Origin of the sequence: uncultured Methanobrevibacter sp. (assembly GCF_902774605.1) — an archaeon.
GTDB lineage: Archaea > Methanobacteriota > Methanobacteria > Methanobacteriales > Methanobacteriaceae > Methanocatella.
In genome coordinates this window covers 1-20,681 of the sequence record NZ_CACYJE010000017.1, presented here as the reverse complement: position 1 = coordinate 20,681, position 20,681 = coordinate 1, and the positions used below count along the sequence as shown (strand labels likewise).

Genomic DNA, 20,681 nt, shown 5'->3' with positions numbered 1-20,681 from the left:
ATCAGTTTATCTGCTCTCTGTTCTCCAAATCCGTTATATATTTATATATTCGTTGATAGACTTTTAGTCATGTTTTAGAAGTTTTAAACAAATATCATATATTTTTACGATTGTTTGAATGATATAAAACATTTATCATGAAATTTATTAGGAGTTTGGAAAGGGATGAAATACAAAAAAAGCATGATTCTACTGCTTCTTGCAATTTTCATATTCTCAATTGCAACCGTTAATGCAGGGGATATGAATGATACAACAAGCGAGGGCATCATGCAAATGGAACCGGTAACACTCAAGACAACTGAAAACGAAATAATAACGGATAATCCGAATACATTCTCACAACTGGACAAGGATATTAATGCATCACATGACACATTTGAAATGAAGTATGACTACACTTTCAGCAATGAAACTGACAGTGGTCCGGTTGTTATTAATAAAAGCGATTTCACAATAAACGGAAACAATCATGTTCTGGATGCAAACATGCAATCCGGAATATTCAAGATTACAGGAAGCAATATAACAATCAACAATCTCATATTCATCAACGGTAATAGCAATAAAGGAGGTGCAATATATGCTACAGGCCATATTACATTAAACAATGTGACTTTCATCGCCAATAATGCCAGTCGTGGCGGAGCAATTTTCATTTATGACAGTATATTAAATTGCGCAGGGTCCCGCTTTATTGACAATTATGGTGAAAGGGGATCATCAATATATTTAGATAATGCCACATTAAAGGTCTCAAACTCATCTGTCACATCACACAGCACTGGTAAATATGGTCAAATTTATGCCACAGATTCCTCAGTCAGCATAGATGATTCAGATTTCATTAACATTACTTCCACTTATGCATCCGCACTCTATTTTGAAAATTCTAAAAGTTCAATCATTAATTCCAGATTCATTAATCTTACAGCCGAGAAATCCGCAGGAGCAATTGCCGTAAAATGGACAGGTAACTTATGTATCAAAGGCTGTGAGTTCCTCAACACCAAATCCATTAAAAATGCAGGCGCTATAATGGTTGATTATGTAATGGAAGCCTACAATGCTACAGTAACTGAGTGTGCGTTTATAAATTCATCATCCATGATTGGCGGAGCATATATTCAGCTTGGAGGCAGTTTAATCCTGAACGGTTCCAACTTCACAAACAATAATGCCCAGGTTGGGGGAGCAGTTTACATCTCATTTACCAACACAACAATTGACAATTGTATTTTTGAATCAAACAAACTGTCCGGTAACCACTACGGCGGCGCAGTATATTGCGACATCAGTAACCTGACACTGACCCGAACAGAATTCCTCAATAACTTCGCATATCTTGGAAATGCAGTATATGCCTGTGATTCATGTTATAATATCACCAGTTGTGTGTTTAAAAACAATGCAAATGCGATTTTCACAGATTTTGACAAAAACAATTGCATTCTCAACAATAATGAATATACCAATGACAGTGTAATCACCAATCAGTCATTTTATTCACCCGTATCTTTCGAATATCCCGGATTGAATCTGACTTTAATTGACAATACAATCAGTATTTCAACTCTTCCCTCAAGGTTTGATTTGCGTGACTGGGGATGGATTACTCCAGTTAAAAATCAGGGCAGGATGGGCTCATGCTGGACATTTGCCTTTGCAGAAGCGTTGGAAACCGCTCTTTTAAAAGCAACAGGCATCAGATATGATGTCTCTGAAAACTATATTCAGAATCTCCAAATAAGATACTCAGAATTTGGAGATTTACGGGCTATTGAAGGAGGATTGGACTATACGGCTTTGGCTAATGTGGTCAGCTGGCTGAGTGTTGGTGAAACAGAAGATGAATATGATGAAGTCGGGAAATTATCCGTTTTTGTTGAAAGCCCAAATAAGATACATCTTCATGATGTTTTATTCATAATGCCTGATGCCGGCAATTATGTTGATGAGGTTAAAAAAGCGATTTTAAATTACGGTGCAGTTTCAATTGCCTATGCAAGCAGTTTTGAAGAACCTTATTTCAATGAAAATACTTCTGCACAGTATACAAATGAATCCCTTCCGGCCGACCATGCAGTTGCCATCATAGGATGGGATGACAGCTACTCTGCGGACAACTTCCTAATTACTCCGCCGGAGAATGGTGCATGGATTGTTAAAAACAGCTGGGGAACCGAATGGGGAGATGAAGGATATTTCTACCTGTCCTACTATGAAAAGTCATTTTTTACACCTGACGCAGATACAGGTTGCATTTATCCGTTCACAGCTTGCATTTTCACTAATGCAATAGATTACCATGTCAATTACCAGACAGATTTAGGTGGTTTGTTTGATTTCGACAGCAATTATACTCACTATTCCAATGAGTTCACATCCGAGTATGATGATTTGATTGCAGCTGTTGGAACATACTTCAACCAGTCAGGAATCAATTATTCATTTGACATTTACATGAACGATAAACTGGTGCACTCACAAAGCGGTGTAAGCGAGTTTGCAGGATACAGGACAATTGTTTTAAGCAAATATGTTTCAGTTAAAAAAGGGGATAAGTTTAAAGTAGTATTCAAAAACAACAATCTTCCATACCAGGCATATTCAAGACAGCATTATATTCAGGGAATGTCTTTTGTAAGTGCCGACGGCAGCACATGGAAGGATATCACACTGGAAAACAGAACAGTTTGCCTTAAGGTTTACACCGTAGCCGATGACAGTAAAATCACCACCAACAAAGACATTTCAGTTGATTATAATGGAGGAAAATACTTCTCCGTTAAAGTCGTTACTGCCGATGGCAGGATTGTTGTGGAATCAAGTGTTAAATTTGTATTCAATGGCAAAACCACAACTGTTAATACTGACAGCAATGGAATTGCTAAAATAAAAATAACGCAAACTCCTGGAAAATACACTATCAAAACTGTATTCAACGGCAAAACCTATACCAATAAAGTTACAGTAAAACAGGTCTTAACAGCCAGCAAAGTCACTGTCAAAAAGACTGCTAAGAAGTTTACCTTGAAAGCTAAGCTCAAAATCAATGGTAAATTGGTTAAAGGCAAAACTGTAACATTCAAGTTCAACGGCAAAACCTATAAGGTTAAAACCAACAAGAAAGGAATTGCTCAAAAGACATTTAAGAAGAATGTTATTAAAAAGCTTAAAAAGGGTAAAACCTACACTGTCAAAGTGACATACCTTAAGGATACAATAAAAACAACCGTTAAAGTAAAATAGTGCCCAATGCACTATTTTAATTATTTTTTTAAATTTTAATTAATTAAGGATTATAATAATCAACCTTAATCATCAATCAATATTATTTTTTTATTTTCATTAAAACGCTTTAAATCAAAAAATAGTAATTTAAGGAATTTAAAAAAATTAATCATCAACCACATTAATAACTTCATGATTCATTTTTCACAATCAAATCACTGGGCGGACAAATTACAGTTTATAATCCCATTATTTTTCAAATCGTTATATATTTATATATTCGTTTATAGATTTTTAAGCAGGAATTGAATGTTTTAATCAGAAAAATCGTCTTTTAGATTGTTTGTATAGAATAAAACAAGATTCTTGAAAAATATTTATCATGAAAAATTGGGAGAATGGGACCATGAAATACAAAAAAACCACGATTATATTGTTCTTGGCTATTTTTCTATTGAGCATAACCTGTGTTTGTGCCAGTGATGCGAATGACGCCGCAATAGCAAGTGAAAACAATATGCAAATTGAATCAACACAACAGAACAGTGAAATACTGGCGGATAATGTGGGGACATTTACACAATTGGACAGGGATATTGATGACTCACAGGACACCTTTGAAATGCAGCATGACTATGCTTTCAGCAATGAAAGCGACAATGGTCCGGTTGTTATTGAGAAAAGCAATTTCACGATAAACGGAAACAATCATATTCTGGATGGAAATAAGCAGTCCGGAATACTTAATATAACAGGAAATAACATTACAATTAACAATCTGGTTTTTGTCAATGGAAATGCCACCAAGGGTGGTGCAATATATTCCGCTGGAGGCATTACCTTGAACAATGTCACTTTCATAAATAATTATGCAGGTGGCCGGGGTGGAGCAATAGCGAATTACAATGGAACTGTCAACTGTAATAATGTCAGATTCATCAACAATTACGCTGAATCCGGTTCAGCAATATATATGGAAGATACTGATCTTAATCTTTACAAAACATTCGTGACTTCAGGCATTCAGAACATGAGAGGCCAGATTTATGCAAAAAGTTCATCATTTAATCTGGACAATGTGGATTTTGTAAACATATCTTCAATTTATGCGTGTGCATTATATCTTGAAAAGTGCAAAAACCTGACTGTTGTCAATTCAAGATTTGTCAATCTGACAGCCAACATTACAGCCGGAGCAATTGCAGTTAAATCTCGTGGCAATGTCTATATTAAAGGCTGTGAATTTATCAACACCAAATCTTTTAAGAATGCAGGTGCAGTCAATGTGGATTATATAATAGATTCCAAGGTCACCATTCTGGATACGGTGTTTGTCAATTCATCTTCCATGATGGGTGGGGCATATATTCAGCTGGGAGGTAGTCTTTTCATGAACAATACAAATTTCACCAGCAATAGTGCAGTCCATAACGGTGGAGCGGTGTATTTGGCATTTTTGGAAAATGCTGAGATTAACAATTGTGTTTTTGATTCAAATGCTGTCGAAGACTTTGAGGATTATCCAGGTCTGGGAGGCGCAATATTTTCCGATTACAACAATATTTTGATAAACAACTCCAGTTTCCTCAATAACTCTGCAAGTGCAGGTAATGCAATACTGGCCGTTGATACATATTATGCCATTGCCAATTCCATCTTTGCAAACAATACGAATGCCCTTTTCACTTATTATGATGTTGGAAATTGTATTTGGAAAAATAATACATTTGACAATGAAATCGTCATCACCAATCAGACTCTAGATTATCCGGCATATGTTGATTCCCCGGCACTGAAATTTGAACCGGTCAACAACACCATAACTGTCGTGGGTCTTCCGGAAAGATTCGATTTGCGTGATTGGGGATGGCTTACGCCAGTAAAGGATCAGGGTAGAATGGGGGCCTGCTGGACATTTGGATTAACCAGTGCTGTTGAATCAGCAATTTTGAAGACATATGGGGTGGAGCTTGATTTGTCTGAAGGAAATCTCCATCATAACATGTTAAAGTACTTCAATTACGGTTGCACCTACTTAGATGAAGGCGGTTCTGGTGCGGTTGCTGCATCATATATGGTGGGATGGTATGGTCCTGCTTTTGAAGAAACTGACATATATGATGAGGTTGGAAAACTTTCACCATATATAACAACAGGTTCTGATGTCATTCATGTTCAGGACGTAATATTTGTTTCAAATGATAAAGCCTTAAACGGTACAGAAATCAAAACAGCAATCATGAAATATGGAGCATTAAGCGTAGGATACTGGGCAACTCATGATGATAAAGAGGGCTATTTGAATTTAAATACATCTGCACAATATACATTTGATGCACTTAAAGCGAATCATGAGGTTTCTGTCATTGGATGGGATGACAATTATTCCAAGGACAATTTCCTTAAAACTCCGCCGGGTGACGGGGCATGGATTATTAAAAACAGTTGGGGAACTTCAGTGGGAGACAACGGTTTCTATTACATTTCATATTATGACAAAACATTTCTTGCAGACCCAAATAGTATTAACCTGGGTGTTGGAATAATACTTGAAAATACAGTGCCGTACAATAAGAATTACGGGTATGATACTGTATGGGCTGGTACTTTCTTAATGCCTGATAAAACGGATAATCTGACCTATTTTAATCGCTATGAAGCTGAGGATGATGATCTGATTGCAGCTGTCGGAACATACTTCAATCAAAGCGGCATCAATTACACCGTGAAAATCTATGTAAACGGCAATCTGATGTTAACGCAGGATGGTGTATCTCCGTTCGGAGGTTTTCACACCATCAAGTTAAATGAATATGTTCCAGTTAAAAAGGGGGATGAATTTATTGCAGAAATAACCTCAAATATGATACCAGTTTCTGTTTCAAATGAGATTAGAGTTCATTTAAGTGAAAATAAATCATTTTACATTGAAAATGGTGTCGTAAGTGATTTATATCCAAATTATGTATCCTGCCTGAAGGTTTATACTGTAGAAGATGACTCCAAAGTCACTTCCAACACAGATATTTCAGTTGTTTACGGAAGTGAATCATATTTCAGTGTTAAAGTTGTAACTTCCAATAATCATTCTGTTGTGGGTGCATCTGTTGAGTTTACAATAAACGGGAAGGCAATTAATGCAACAACTGACAATGAGGGTATTGCCAAACTGGAAATAAATGAAGTTCCAGGCAATTATGTGGTTGCAACTTCCTATAATAATCAGTATTATCTAAACAATGTAAGTGTAATGTTGGATTTGCAGAACTGTAAAGTTGTTTCTAAAAATATTGCAGTGGATTATGCCGGAGAATCTTACTTCACCGCAAAACTGGTTTCCAGTGATGGTAAAGTTGCTGTTGGCGGGCAATCAGTAATATTTGTAATTAACGGTAAAACACTAACCGTTAAGACAGACAAAAATGGAATGGCTAAAATCAAAATTACAGAAGTTCCCAATAAATACACCATAATCACAATATATGATGGTAAAACATATAAGAACACTGTAACCGTAAAACAGGTGCTTAAAGTTAGCAAAGTCACCGTCAAAAAGACTGCCAGGAAATTTACCCTGAAAGCAACCCTTAAAATCAACGGTAAACTCGTTAAAGGTAAGGTGATAATATTCAAGTTCAACGGCAAGACATATAAAGTCAAAACCAACTCCCGGGGAATTGCACAAAAGACACTTAAGAGGAATGTTATCAAAAAGCTCAAAAAAGGAAAAACATACACAGTTAAAGTGACTTACCTTAAGGATACTGTAAAATCTAGTGTAAAAGTCAAATAGTGTTTAAAAATTAATTATAAGTGAATTTATTCACTTATTTCTTTTTTTATCTTGTTTTCATGGTTATTTAATAATTAATGTTAGTGGTGTTTAAATCAAAAGAAATTTCCTATTTTCAATTTAATGAAAAATAAAATTAACATTAACGATCCAGTTTTCACAAATCAATTTGGTTTTCCACTGCGATATATGAAAGGGTTTCGGAAATTAGGTTTTGAATAGCTAATGGCCGATGTTAATGTGAAGAATAATCAGGGAAATATTTGAAACTCTTTCCATACTTTCTAACACAATCAAAACGATAGACAGATAAAATATCAGTTCATATGCTATTTTTTCACACAACCATTATTGTTGTGGACTCCAGGTGGTCATTTTTGGACTCTTGATTGACGCCATTTTAATCAATTTGATGATTAATTATTTTTATAGTTGGTTTAAAATTTTTAATTATATTTTTCATTATTTTGATTATTTTATAGTTTGACTTATTTTTTCAAAAAATGGACTCCAAATGGACTCTTACTTAAAATCAATAAAATTACAAATATCTTATTAAAAATAGTTTTTTTCAAAATATTTAATGTTTGGATTTTATATATGATATTTTCATTGACATGAGGTTGATAATTCAATATCTGCTTTTTTTAAATTAGATTTTATAAATGTCTGAAATATATCTTACTATTCAATTAAATCAGCAGGTTTATAAATATCAGTTTATTGATTTTTTAACCAACATATTCAGACAACATGATTGTTAAAAATACCTTACGCATCTTTGGTAAGATAACATTCACTAGAATCCTAGAATTTAGAAAATGAGTTCTTAAAATGGAATTAATATTAAAAGTGAAAAAATGAGATGCATTACAGCAACAAATGTTTACGACAGCATTAATTCAACTGCTGAAATGCATATTATGGGGTTAATCCCCCATGATACTTACCAAAAAAAATGTTCAAAACAATATTAACAATCACAGAAGCCTCATTATGTCTGGTGATCATATTCCCCGAATACAAAAATCGTGACAAGCTCAACACATTCATTGGAATCCGCCTGACAGTCTTTTCAATATTCTATGCAATTCACCACATAATCGTGACCCATCACTAAAAAAAACGAATGCCGCATTAACATTCGATGGCCTGCCAAGTCATTTCAAAGTTTTTCTCAAACATTGAATCAAGGTCATCATCCGGGAAAATCAGCCAATAATATTGAATTCCCATATACAGGATATGCAATGAGTCTACAATGTTTTCAGTTGAGATGTCCTGTCTGATTTCATTTTTCCTTTTGCCGTCTTCGACAATGTTGGTCAAGAACATTTTAATGTCCTTCTCCACTTGTGAGATTAACCGGTTGATTCCCTCATAGGCATATCCCTTTGGGGTTAAAAGAAGTATTACGCTGTTGTAGTTGATTTTTTCGTTGATGCTTTCAATTTCAACGCCCTTTATGTAGTGGTCTAAAATATAAGCCAATGCATCATGGATCCGGTCCCTTGATGAGCCCTCAAGGGTGAGTTTGTCAAAATCGATTTTGATATAATCCACCATATACTTTTGCAAAATTTCTTGAAAAATGTCGTTTTTATCTGAAAAATGATAATATATGCCGCCGGTTGCAAGTCCTGTAGCGTTTCGAATGTCACTGATTGAAATATCAATTGTGCCTTTCTCCAATATTAGTTTTAGCGTTTTTTCAAGAATCAAATCTTTAGTGTCCATCTAACCCCTTTTTTTATAGTTAATTAGTTTGCCTGAATCTTATCTTTTCCCATTCCAGATTAAAATTATCTTCAAACTCTGAAAGCATATCATCAATTAAGTATATTTCCCATTTGTATTGAATTCCCATGTACATGATGATTAATGAATCTGCAATATCCTCGGCTGTGAAGTCCTGTCGGATTTCGCGGTTTTTTTGACCCTCCCTGATAATTCCGGTTAAGAATTCCCTTACTTCTTTTATGAGATCTTGGGTCAACTCATCATAATGTTCATAGGTGGATCCGTTTGCGGTCAAAACCAGCAATATGTCACGGTAGTCCATTTCATCATCAATCGATTCTATTTCGATTCCTGTTTCCTTTTGCTTGAAAATTTCGGCAATGGAATCATGGATTTTCTCTTTTGCATTTCCATTTATCTGGCGGAGCCTGTCGAAATCGAATTTGTAAAAGTTTATATAGTATCTTTCAGTGATCTCATCATATATCTCTTCTTTATTTGAAAAATGGTGGTATATTCCACCGATAGCAATTCCCGATGCATTGCTTATTTGCCTAATTGAGATAATTGAATTATGATTTTCAATCATTAATTTTAAAGTCGATTCTAAAATTAATTGTTTTGTATTCATACACATAATAATTTATTTTTTTTACTTATTAAATGATGTAGAGAATGAACGTTCATTAGGGCAAAGTTGATATGACAGATGAACATTACATCATACTGGAAAATACCTGATTAATTTGATAGTTTTACCTAATTAAAACAATGAAAACAATATAAAACAACAAAAAAAGAAAATAGTGACAAAAATGGCTTTTGGATAATTTGGCCTGAAATTGCGGGAATGCCAAAAACCTCATGTTGGAACGAATAAATTAGTTTGCAGATTTTACATGTTAAAATAATTAATTTTTTTCATGATTTTTTATGAATGATTCATTCAAAAAAATATTCTTCTAAATATTTAATTTTCTTTCTATTTTTTTATATTTTTTTATATTTTTTTAATCATAAGTTGGACTTTTTATATAAATATACTGCAAACAATGAATGAATTGGAAAAATATTTTAGATTGACAGCGGCCAGCGATAGCAATTGATATATATTAAGTTAAAATAAAGATTATAGTGTAATAAAGGATATGTACTGTTTAAAAAGCATTTAAATAACAGAACGTTCGTTCTGTCCATATACTTTATTTAAATACGAGGTATTTTGAAAATGAAGAAAAAAACGATAGGAATATTGCTGATGATATCCCTTGTAATGATCATGAGCGTCAGTGCAATTTCAGCCGCTGATGCAAATGACACATTGCAGGAGCAAGTCAGCGATACCGATATTGAAATGACATCAATTGCTTATGAGCAAGAAGACAATTCCACTCCAGTTTATCAGAGTGAAAGTGTCAATGACGTTGAAGAAATTAGTGCAAGTGATACTCAATATGAAGTATCGAAACAGAAAGAGGTGAAAGCAGCTTCTAATGCAAAAGGAGAAGTGCTTTCTGCTTCAAACGATGATGTGCTTAAAGCCGACACAGACTGTTTTTACTGGGTAGAAGGAGATAAATGGTACGAAGATTTGATGACTGCCATGAATGCTATTGCAAGTAGTGACAGTACAGTAGGAACAATAAAAGTTTCGGCAGGTACATACACCGAGGATGATGATCCAACCAGCGATGGAGACATCGAAATTGATTTTGACAAGAAAGCAACAATAACTATACAACCTTTTGAAGGTGATCAGGTTATTTTTAGTGGTGAGAAAATAAATACCTACCTCTATATTGTTGGTTCTAATGCCAAATTAACTTTCAATCACATATCTTTCACAAAGGGAAAAGCATCATATGATGGTGGTGCTTTTGAAGTTAAAGGACAATTGACATTGAACTATTGTATACTGACTGATAATTATGCAGACCGTTATGGTGGAGCCGTAAGTGTGTTCGAGGGAGGTACATTTATAGCCAACAATTGTCAATTCACAAATAATAAGGCAAAATCCACTGGTGGAGCTATCTCATGTGAGAAAACAGGTAGTGTTGAACTTAATAATTGTTATTTTGAAGGTAATAAAGTAGGTGACGATGAAAACGATTTTGGATATGAACACGGTAGCGACAACCCTGGAAGTTGGGAGTTTAATGATTGTAGATTTAAAGGACATGGTTCCCTTGATATTGATGTAGAGGGTGTAACCAAATCAGTGACAATATCTCCTGCGGTTGAGGATGATGTAAACTATGCTGTTTTATATTTAAATGGTGAAGAGAATAAAAGGTTACTTTGCGATAATCTCAATCCTGCAACTTTCAAGGACTTGGATGCTGGAACTTATACAGTTTACATGATGAAAGAATGGGAAAAAAGATACTCATATCCTGGAAATACTTTTACAATTGTAGAACCTAATTTTGTTTTGACTATAGGTGAAAATATTACAGTATTTGAAACTTTAAAAGATGCAGTAAACGCTATTCCATTTGGCGGAACTGGTGAAATTGCTGTTGAAGAAGGAACTTGGACTGGAAGTAATAATTTTAATGTGGATATTGTAAATAAAATAGTTACAATCAGCCCTAAATTAGATATTACAGGATTGGCTGAAGATGTCATCTTTTCATCAGATTCTCAAAATTATTTGTTCTCTGTTGGTTCTAATGGAGAACTTCACATGGAAGATATAACTGTAATCGGCAAATTTATATATGCTGCATTAAAATTCAATACTACTGCAGAATGTACCATTACAGATTGTATATTTAACAACACTGTCAATTCCGAAAATGAACCAGGAACTCCGATTAACGCGGAAAATTCAAACTTAGGACTTTATGAATGTATTTTTGAATCAAATGGTCAATCACTTTTCAAAAACACTATTGCAAATATATATGATTGTACTTTCGATTCCAATTCAGGCAGTCAAGGTGGAGCAATCAATGCAGATTCCTCTTCTTATTTAAATATTACCGACTCAGAATTTACCACTAATGTGGCTACTGGTGAAGGTGGAGCAATATATGCCAGCAACCTTGAAGTCCATGACACCTTATTTATGGGAAATATTGCTGAAATTGGAGGGGCAATTTATATAACCAACCTCACAGACAGACTCATAAATATTACAAGCTGTGTTTTCGATACAAATGTTGCAACCACTTACAGGAACATATACTCTGAATCACTCACAAGGAAAATTAATTTAGAGTATAATGAATATGATTTGAACTTAACAATAAATGTAAAAGACAGCGTCTATGGTGTTGAGTATATTTTTGATGGTATTTTTGATTGGGGATCCAATTTGAATAACAATTATACCCTTTTATCAGGACTTTTAGATGATGATATTATTGGGGATGTAGTTACAATTGAAGATAATAAATTCAATATGAGTATGGGATTACTTTCCGGAGGAACACATGAAATCGAAATGTCCGGAAGTGATAAACAACAGGACAGTGCTGATCATTTCTATCTCCATAACTATTACTCCGATATAAATGGAAATGAATTCTATTTGGATAATTACCCATATGCAAAAATATTTATTGAAAGAGCTAAAATAATAATGAAACTTGAAGTAAAAGATGTATTAATACCTGAAATACCTGTTTTAAATGTTTATGCAAATTGGGATAAAACTTTCACAATTTTCATTGGAAACACACAATATCAGGTTGAAGTTGTAAATGGTAAAGGTAGCGTACAATTGACTGGCCTTGATTTAGGTAATTATACAGTCCTTGGTATGAGCGGTAGTGATGAGAACTTTACTCTTGCATTGAATTTCACAACATTTTCAGTAAGCAAAACCTACAGCAACTTCGTTGTAGTGAGCACAAATGCTGAATATGATACTTTAAAAGAGGCTATCGAAAATTCCAATGATGGAGATACAATTTTCATTAAAACAGGAACTTATAGTGAAACAGGCATTGTAATATCCAATAAGACTTTAGACCTCATTGGATTGGAAGGTGCAGTCTTTGATGCTCAAGGTCATGACGGCAATTTCATTATAGTTCAGGAAACCGCCGAAGTCACCATATACGGAATAACATTCAAAGGAATACGCAACAGAAACACCAATTATGGAGCCATAGTCAATCACGGATATCTTACAGTAAATTCATGTAACTTTACAGACAATAAAATTACAAAGACCACATTTGCTGAAAATGGTGGAGCAGCCATATTCAGTGACGGAGAATTATTAGAGATTGACAACTGTAATTTCATAAACAATGTCGCACCGCTAAAAGCAAGCACTGCAGCAGTCACATCACTGGGTTATGAGGACGTTTCAATCACCTCTTCCAGATTCATTAACAACACTGCACGTGAAGGAGGAGCATTGCACTTCAAAAACCTGATTCAGTTTGAATCTGCAGTCGCATCATGTGACTTTGAACAGAACACTGCGGTTAAAGGATCAGCAATATATGTCGGCAACAATTCCAGATATGTGAGTGTCACAGTATCCGTTTTCAGCAAAAACGACATCAAGAACAATAAGGGAGAAAATGCCGAGCTTGAAGGTGGAGTAATATATGTTAATGCCAACGATGCTGAAGCAACATTGGACATTAGCTTATCCAATTTCGAAAGCAACTCCAACAAGGATGTTGATGGCGGAGTCATATGCCTCGATGGAACTTCAAATGCAAACATTGACACATGCATGTTCAAAGACAATAAAGGAAAAGTCGGTTCAGTGATTTTAGTCAAAAACCCTAATAATGAAAAGCTCAGACTATTCATAGAAAGCAGCGTCTTTGCAAATAACAGTGCAACAAGAGGAGCTATTGCAACATCTCCTAAAGTTACAGCATTCCTTGACGAATGCGTATTTGCAGACAACACTGGAGAATACAGAAACATTTACAGCAATGGATTTACCGTAGCTCACGATTCCACTTTTGATGTTAAGAATGCCGAATTAAATGCAAGGAATGTTAAATATGGTGAAAGCTCAGTAATCAGCGGTAAAGCAGACACAGGTACCAATCTCTATGCTGCAGCCAATTTAACAGTTGCCGGTGAAAACATCATTGTGGAAATCAAGGACAATGCATTCACCTATAATACAGACATATTGAATTCTGGCAAACATCATGCTGTTTTAAACGGCATTGTGGATTACAACAACAATACCTACGTTATGGACAGCATTACTAAAATTTTCAGAGTCAACAAGGCTACCATTGATTTGAATGTTTCCGTTGACAACATCACCTATGGTGAAACCGTAAAGGTCACTGAAACATTACCTGCAAATGTTAATGGCACTATTGGCTACTATTTGAATGGAGTTTATTATACAAAAGAAGAACTCGAATCATTGAAATTAGATGCCGGCAAATACACTCTCGTAGCTTACTACACTCATGAAGATTACGAGCCTGCATATTCACTAGTTGACTTTGAAGTGAATAAGGCCAATGCAATCATATCTGTAGCGGATGTGGAAGTGGAAGCTGGTGAAAGCATAATTGTAAACATTGAAGCCAATGCTCCGTCAATATACACAATAGAAATTGGAGACTACAAGCTCGTCACATTAATCAACGGCAGCAAGTCCATTGAAGTTGATAAAACATTCGCACCTGGAACCTACACAATCAAGGTCACTTCAAAGGAACGCGTAAACTACATATCAAGTTCCACCGAAGCGGTCTTGAAAGTTAATGAACCTGAGCAAACATTAGTGACTTCCCTATCCACTAGCCAATCTCCAATTGATGAGATTGTCTTAAATACATTAGGCGCCAATAATTTCAAATTGAATTCACAGGACGACCTTCTCATTGCCGCTAATGATGAAATGCTTAGTGATGATGAATCCATTTTCGATGACTATGAAGAAACCGGTAACTTCATCTACCAAGAGGATGAAGATGATGATCCTCAATATTTCGACACCCTGGAAGAGGCAATAGACGAAGCTTCATTAATGGGCGGTATCATTACAGTTAGAGGCGGAACCTACAATGGATGGGGATTCTGCGGAATTGACATTGAAGGTGAATTGGAAATAACAATCAGAGCTTATCCAGGCGAAGAGGTTATCTTTGACTGTGAAGGCGAGAATTACTTCTTGCATTTAACATATGATACTGAAGTAGAAGTAATTGAGACAGTTCCTCCTATTCCAATTGTATATACTACAGAAGGCCCTACCATTACACTTGAAAACATTACAGTAATCAATGGATACAACAGTGAAGGTGGAGCTATTGAACTGGTTGCAGGTACTTTGACCATGACCGGCTGTAATTTCTACAACAACTTTGCTGAGGATTATGGTGGAGCCATATGTATCGGTTCAATGAATTCCGACCAAGATGCAACTCTCATTGCACTAAACTGTACATTTATAGGTAATATTGCAGGCGAAGAAGGTGGAGCAATCTATATTGAGGCTGATCTCGAACAATACTCATCAGCAACATTCGGCTTCTGTACCTTTTTAGACAACTTCCAGGGTGAAGAGGGAAGCCGTACAAGGAATTACTTTGCAGGTACTGAAATTGAGGAAATAAAGGCCCAATATTGTCTTTTCGATGGTACCGGTGAAATATACAGTCTCGACATAGATAAAATCGAGCAAATAGTCACTGTCAACGGTACATCCAAAGATTCTTTTGATTCAGTGGTTTTATTGTACAATAATACATTGCCATTATACACAGTATACAATAACGGGTCTCAAAATTTCTACATCACTTTCGAGGACGTGATTGGAGGAAACTATACTCTAGGTGTTATGAACGACCATGACTTCAATACCTATATCTTCGGAGAGCCATTTGAAGTAAAAGTGGCGAATTTCTTCACATCCCCGGATGATGTATTTGAAAACCTAACCGATGCCATTGAGGCCGTTGAGGAAAATGGCATTATCTATGCTAATTTCAATTACCATATTGAGGAGAACATGGAAATTGAAATCACCAAATCATTCACAATTAAGAATTACAAAGAGCGTATGGTTATTTTCGATGGTAACGCTACACAATGGTTCTTTACAGTGGCTGAAGGATGCAATGTTGTATTTGAAGGCATAAACTTTACTGATGGAGGCATGAAAGATCATGCATCATTTGAGAATAAGGGTACTTTAACATTTAAAAACTGTATATTCACTGATTTTGAAACCGAAGCAATCATATACAATGCTGGTTTCTTAAACATATCAGGCTGTGAATTTTCCGACAATGTAATCAACAATGCAATTGTTTTAAATGAAGGAGAATTATCCGTTGATTCAACCGTATTTGCAGGAAATATCATTAATGCTAATTCCGTTATATTCAACAATGGAAATGCAGACGTTATCTCCACTAATTTCACAGAAAACATTAATTATGGAAATGGTGGTGCAATATACAGCTCTGGCTCATTAAATATTAAAGACAGTGTTTTCCGTGAAAATGAAGGTATTAATGGTGGAGCAGTTTACAGTACAGGAATATTACAAGTTATCAACTCCACTTTTGAAGACAATACTGCAAACGGATATGGTGGAGCAATTTACAGTGAAAATGAATTAGAAGTCTTTAATTCAACATTCACAGGAGACTATGCAGAAAATGACGGTGGTACTATTTACAATAATAATATTGCTATCGTTAATAATTCAACATTCGTTGCCAATACCGCAAACGGCAAAGGTGGAGCTATATATAACAACAAAACTTTAAAACTTACAGAATCTGTATTTGGAATTAACTATGCCGACGAGTTTGCAAACATATACAATGCTGGAGATATTCAATTCAGTGAAAACATATTTGATTTCTATGATGTGATATTGCACATACCTGATGGCGAATACGGCGTCCCTGTAGTAATTACTGGTACACTTGACCCTCAATTCAACATGGACGTTCAGCTAATCCTGCCAGGATTCGTCAACAATACTGATGCAACAGTCGACATTGTAGAAGGCATATTTGAACACAATGTAGGTGTCATGCCAAAAGGCATTTATGACGTCATATTAAATGAAATCATTTATGACAGCAACGGCAACGTTTATTATGGTGAAGCAGTAATTGACAGGCTCATCGTCCATAAGGCAAATGTATACATCAATCTCACTGTTGAAGACATTGTCCTTAGGGATGCATTAGTGGCTGCACCTGTTTTAAAAGTCAATGCAACCAAAGACGGAATCATCAATCTTCTATTCAATAACAAGTTTTTAACTGTCAACATTACCGATAGTTATGGTGAAATAACCTTGGAAAGTGTTGGAGAAGGAAACTACACTGTATTTGCAGTCCGTGAAGGTGATGAAAACTATAATGATGCAGTGAACACAACCACATTCAAAGTCACTGATTATGAGGGTAATTTCGTTGTCAACAGTACTGGTCATAAATTCGACACATTACGTGAAGCTATCGCTGATGCTTCAGATGATGACATCATTTATGTAAAAGAAGGGAACTATACTGGTGCTGACAATCTTGGAGTGACAGTTTCAGGTAAGAAATTAACCATTACTTCACTTGGAGTTGTTGTATTTGACGGAAACTCAACAGGTTTAGAATTTTTGTATATCAATAAAACTTCCGATGTTACCCTAGAAGACATCATACTCACAGGATTTAACAGTGAATATGCAATCATTGATAATGAAGGTAATCTGACTGTCAATGAATGTGTCTTTGTCAATAACACTAATTGCGACTCACTTATTGGCAGTTATGGAAATTTAACCATTTCTGAATCTGAATTCCATGACAATATCCAAGCAGGATACTTCATTTATACCATTTCAGGATCTGTCATTATTAACGAGTCAACATTTGAAAACAACATTGTCACAAATGTCGGCAACCTCATTTCAATAAACTTCGCGAAATCAGCAAAAGTCATATCAAATGACTTTGTTGACAACAAGGTATCCGGACATATCATTTATCTTAGCGGTTGCCGTGACGTTCTCATTGAATCCGTGTTTGCCAATAACACTCAAGGAAATAATGCCATTTGTGCAGAGATGCGTTCCAATCTGCTTATTGAAAATTCCGTATTTACCGGCAATGAATTGAGGAACATTATTTGCTCAAGAGAAAACAGCAATCAAACAATCAAAGACTGTACATTCACAGACAACACTGCTAACCATGTTGTTTACAGTGAGGATGAAAAAATATCAGTTATCGGATCCACATTTTCTGCAAACACAGTTTCAGGCAATGGCACATTATACACTACATCAAATGACGTGACCATCGATGACTGTGCGTTTACAGGCAATAAGGCAGACAATTACAGAAACATCTATAGTGTAAATCAGAACCCAAAAATTACCAACACTACATTCGATGCCATGAACGTTGATTTCACTGTTTATGACATTGACTACGGTGAAAACGAAACAATTGAGGGTACAATTGACGTTGGTACAAACATTGATTTCACCATTAGGTTGAACATCGACTCCAAAACCTATGATGCACTTGTAAGTGACAATAAGTTCACCTACACTTTAAACCGCCCTAGCGGTGGGGACTATACCGTGACAGTGAATGCACAAGACAGCAATTCAAACACATACATTTTCAATAAGGTAACCAAAACATTCACCGTCAACCGCGTAGACCCAAAAATAAAAGTAACAATACCGGACATTGTTCAAGGCGAGAACTTAAACGTCACAATATTCGGTAATAGAACCAACCATGTTGTTTATACATTGAACGGCAAATCCTACACCAAGGACGAATTGGAAAACCTCACATTGACCCATGGCGATTACTTAATCATGGCAACCTTTGATGGGGATAGGAACTACCTTCCAGCCACTGAAATGCTTCATGTGAAAGTGAACAAGTTCCCAGTGAACATTATAGTGAATGATGTTGTAATCAACTATGGAGATAAGATTAACATAGATGTGAGCACTGATGTTGGAGATTACTACACAGCAATCATAGGCAATGAAACACTCACATATTATATCAGGGACAAGGTAACATTCGCATTCCCTGCTTTAGACTTGAAACCTGGCAGTTATGAAATCCTCATTCATGTATTCGAAAGTAAGGAATACGCTGAGACAACTGCGAATGCAACATTGACAGTCAATAAAGCGGACGGATTTTTCAGAATAATAAATGAGTTGATTGTAGAGGGTGAAAACGCAACAGTCAGCGTGAAAGTCCCAATCCATGCAGACGGAAACATCACCTATAAGGTATACTCTGGAGATGCGGAAGTCATCTACAATATCACACAATCCTGTCTTGAGGACCTTGTTGTTCCTAACCTGAGCGCTGGAAGATACATTGTCACAGGTACCTACAGCGGAGACTCCTACTACACCGCAGATTCCACAGTCAATTCCAGCATAATATTCGTCAATTCACCAAATGTTGACTTAACCCTTGAAGTATCAGATATAATCTACGGCGAAGAGGCAACAGTCACCATCAATTGTAATGTTGACGGCGATTATCTTGTTTGGGTAGGCGATGAAAACTTCACAGTCACCGTAATTGACGGTACCGGAAACGTATCCGTTCCTAACTTGGATGCTGGAACATACTATGCTAACGCAACTCTCATTCACGATTACTACATTGCATACAGTGAAACCGCATTCGAAGTGGCTCCTAAACCTGTTTGGGTCATAATCAGCGTTGAAGATATTGTAGAGGGCGAGGATGCGATTGTAAACGTTATTGGTGAAGTTGATGGAAAATACATTATAAAGATAAACAATCAAAACTACACTGTAAACGTTGTTGACGGTGTAGGAAACGTTACAGTTTCCGGCTTAAGCCCAGCTGAAAACATCACAGCTTCAGTATCCATAGATGAAAACAACTACATTGGATCATACAATACAACATTCGATGTGGCTTCCAAAGAGGTTACTGCAATCGTGACTGTAGGAAATATCGTTTATGGCGACACCGCTGTCGTGATCGTTCAGGCAAATGTATCCGGAGAGTACATAGTGACACTCAGGGATGTTAACTACACAGTATCCGTTAACGGAGGAAATGGAGTATTATTCGTTTCCAATTTAACTGTTGGATATCAAATCCCAGTAACCGTTAAACGTGATGACAGGTACACTGCATTCAATGAAACCGCATTCAACGTCAATCCTAAAATGGTCAATGTTGAACTGGCTGTTGAGAACATTACATGGACTGAAAGTGCAATTATCAACATTACTGCAGAACTTGATGGAATGTACACTTTAACCGTGAACGGAGATGAATATCTTATTGAAGTGATTGGCGGTAAAGCAAGTAAGGTTATTGCCGGTCTAGTTGTTGGAGATTATGATGCAGAAATCGTCATTGATGACGGCAATTATTCAGCATTTGATCAAGCAGAATTTAATGTGGCTCCAAAAGCTGTTAATGTAAGCGTATCCGTTGAAAACATAACTTACTCAGAAGAAGCCGTAGTTGTTGTTAAAGCGGATGTTGATGGTGAATATCTGGTTTATGTTGATGACACCCCATATACTGTAATTGTCACTGATGGTGTTGCAAACGTTACTGTCGATAATCTGGTAGCAGGCAATCACGTTGCTAATGCCACTGTCGTTGACAGCAACTACTCAGGGTCAGATTCCGCAACTTTCACTGTTGCAATAAAACCAGTTGATGTTTCAGTGTCTGTTAAAAACATAACCTACGAAGAAAAAGCCATAATTATTGTCAAAGCGGATGTCGACGGAGAATACCACGTTTACGTCGATGAAACACCTTACACCGCAATTGTACAAAATGGCATTGGAAACGTTACCGTGGACGGCCTGACTGTAGGCACACACACTGCCAACGTCACAGTTACAAACGGCAACTACTCCGGAACAGACTCCACAACATTCAACGTAGCAATCAAACAAACAAATGCC

The 20,681-nt window shown here is 36.0% G+C and carries 6 protein-coding genes; 4 read left to right on the top strand and 2 right to left on the bottom strand.

Annotation, left to right across the window (positions count from 1 at the left end):
* The first annotated feature begins 165 nt into the window (after positions 1 to 165).
* The 3 genes from QZU77_RS05020 to QZU77_RS05010 all read left to right on the top strand — a co-directional run bounded on the left by QZU77_RS05020 (position 166) and on the right by QZU77_RS05010 (position 8,147).
* On the top strand, positions 166 to 3,252 hold the full coding sequence (locus tag QZU77_RS05020) for a C1 family peptidase (RefSeq protein WP_295600935.1): 3,087 nt from the start codon (positions 166 to 168) through the stop codon (positions 3,250 to 3,252).
* Between the two features lie 388 nt (positions 3,253 to 3,640).
* On the top strand, positions 3,641 to 7,027 hold the full coding sequence (locus QZU77_RS05015) for a C1 family peptidase (RefSeq protein WP_295600932.1): 3,387 nt from the start codon (positions 3,641 to 3,643) through the stop codon (positions 7,025 to 7,027).
* 958 nt (positions 7,028 to 7,985) lie between these two features.
* A complete protein-coding gene (locus QZU77_RS05010; protein ID WP_295600929.1) occupies positions 7,986 to 8,147 on the top strand; it encodes a hypothetical protein in 162 nt (53 codons plus the stop codon).
* Between the two features lie 17 nt (positions 8,148 to 8,164).
* Here the strand turns inward: QZU77_RS05010 and QZU77_RS05005 are convergent, their stop codons facing one another.
* Together QZU77_RS05005 and QZU77_RS05000 are read right to left on the bottom strand one after the other, a co-directional pair.
* Entirely contained in the window at positions 8,165 to 8,764 is a 600-nt protein-coding gene (locus QZU77_RS05005) for a TetR/AcrR family transcriptional regulator (RefSeq protein ID WP_295600925.1), read from the bottom strand.
* A gap of 19 nt (positions 8,765 to 8,783) precedes the next feature.
* The gene (locus QZU77_RS05000; protein ID WP_295600922.1) at positions 8,784 to 9,398 is read right to left on the bottom strand and encodes a TetR/AcrR family transcriptional regulator; all 615 of its coding nucleotides are present in this window, start codon (positions 9,396 to 9,398) and stop codon (positions 8,784 to 8,786) included.
* A 597-nt stretch (positions 9,399 to 9,995) separates the two neighbouring features.
* Here QZU77_RS05000 and QZU77_RS04995 point away from each other — a divergent pair.
* Positions 9,996 to 20,681, top strand: a 10,686-nt coding sequence (locus QZU77_RS04995) for a right-handed parallel beta-helix repeat-containing protein (protein WP_295600919.1), incomplete at its 3' end; no start/stop codon positions are given.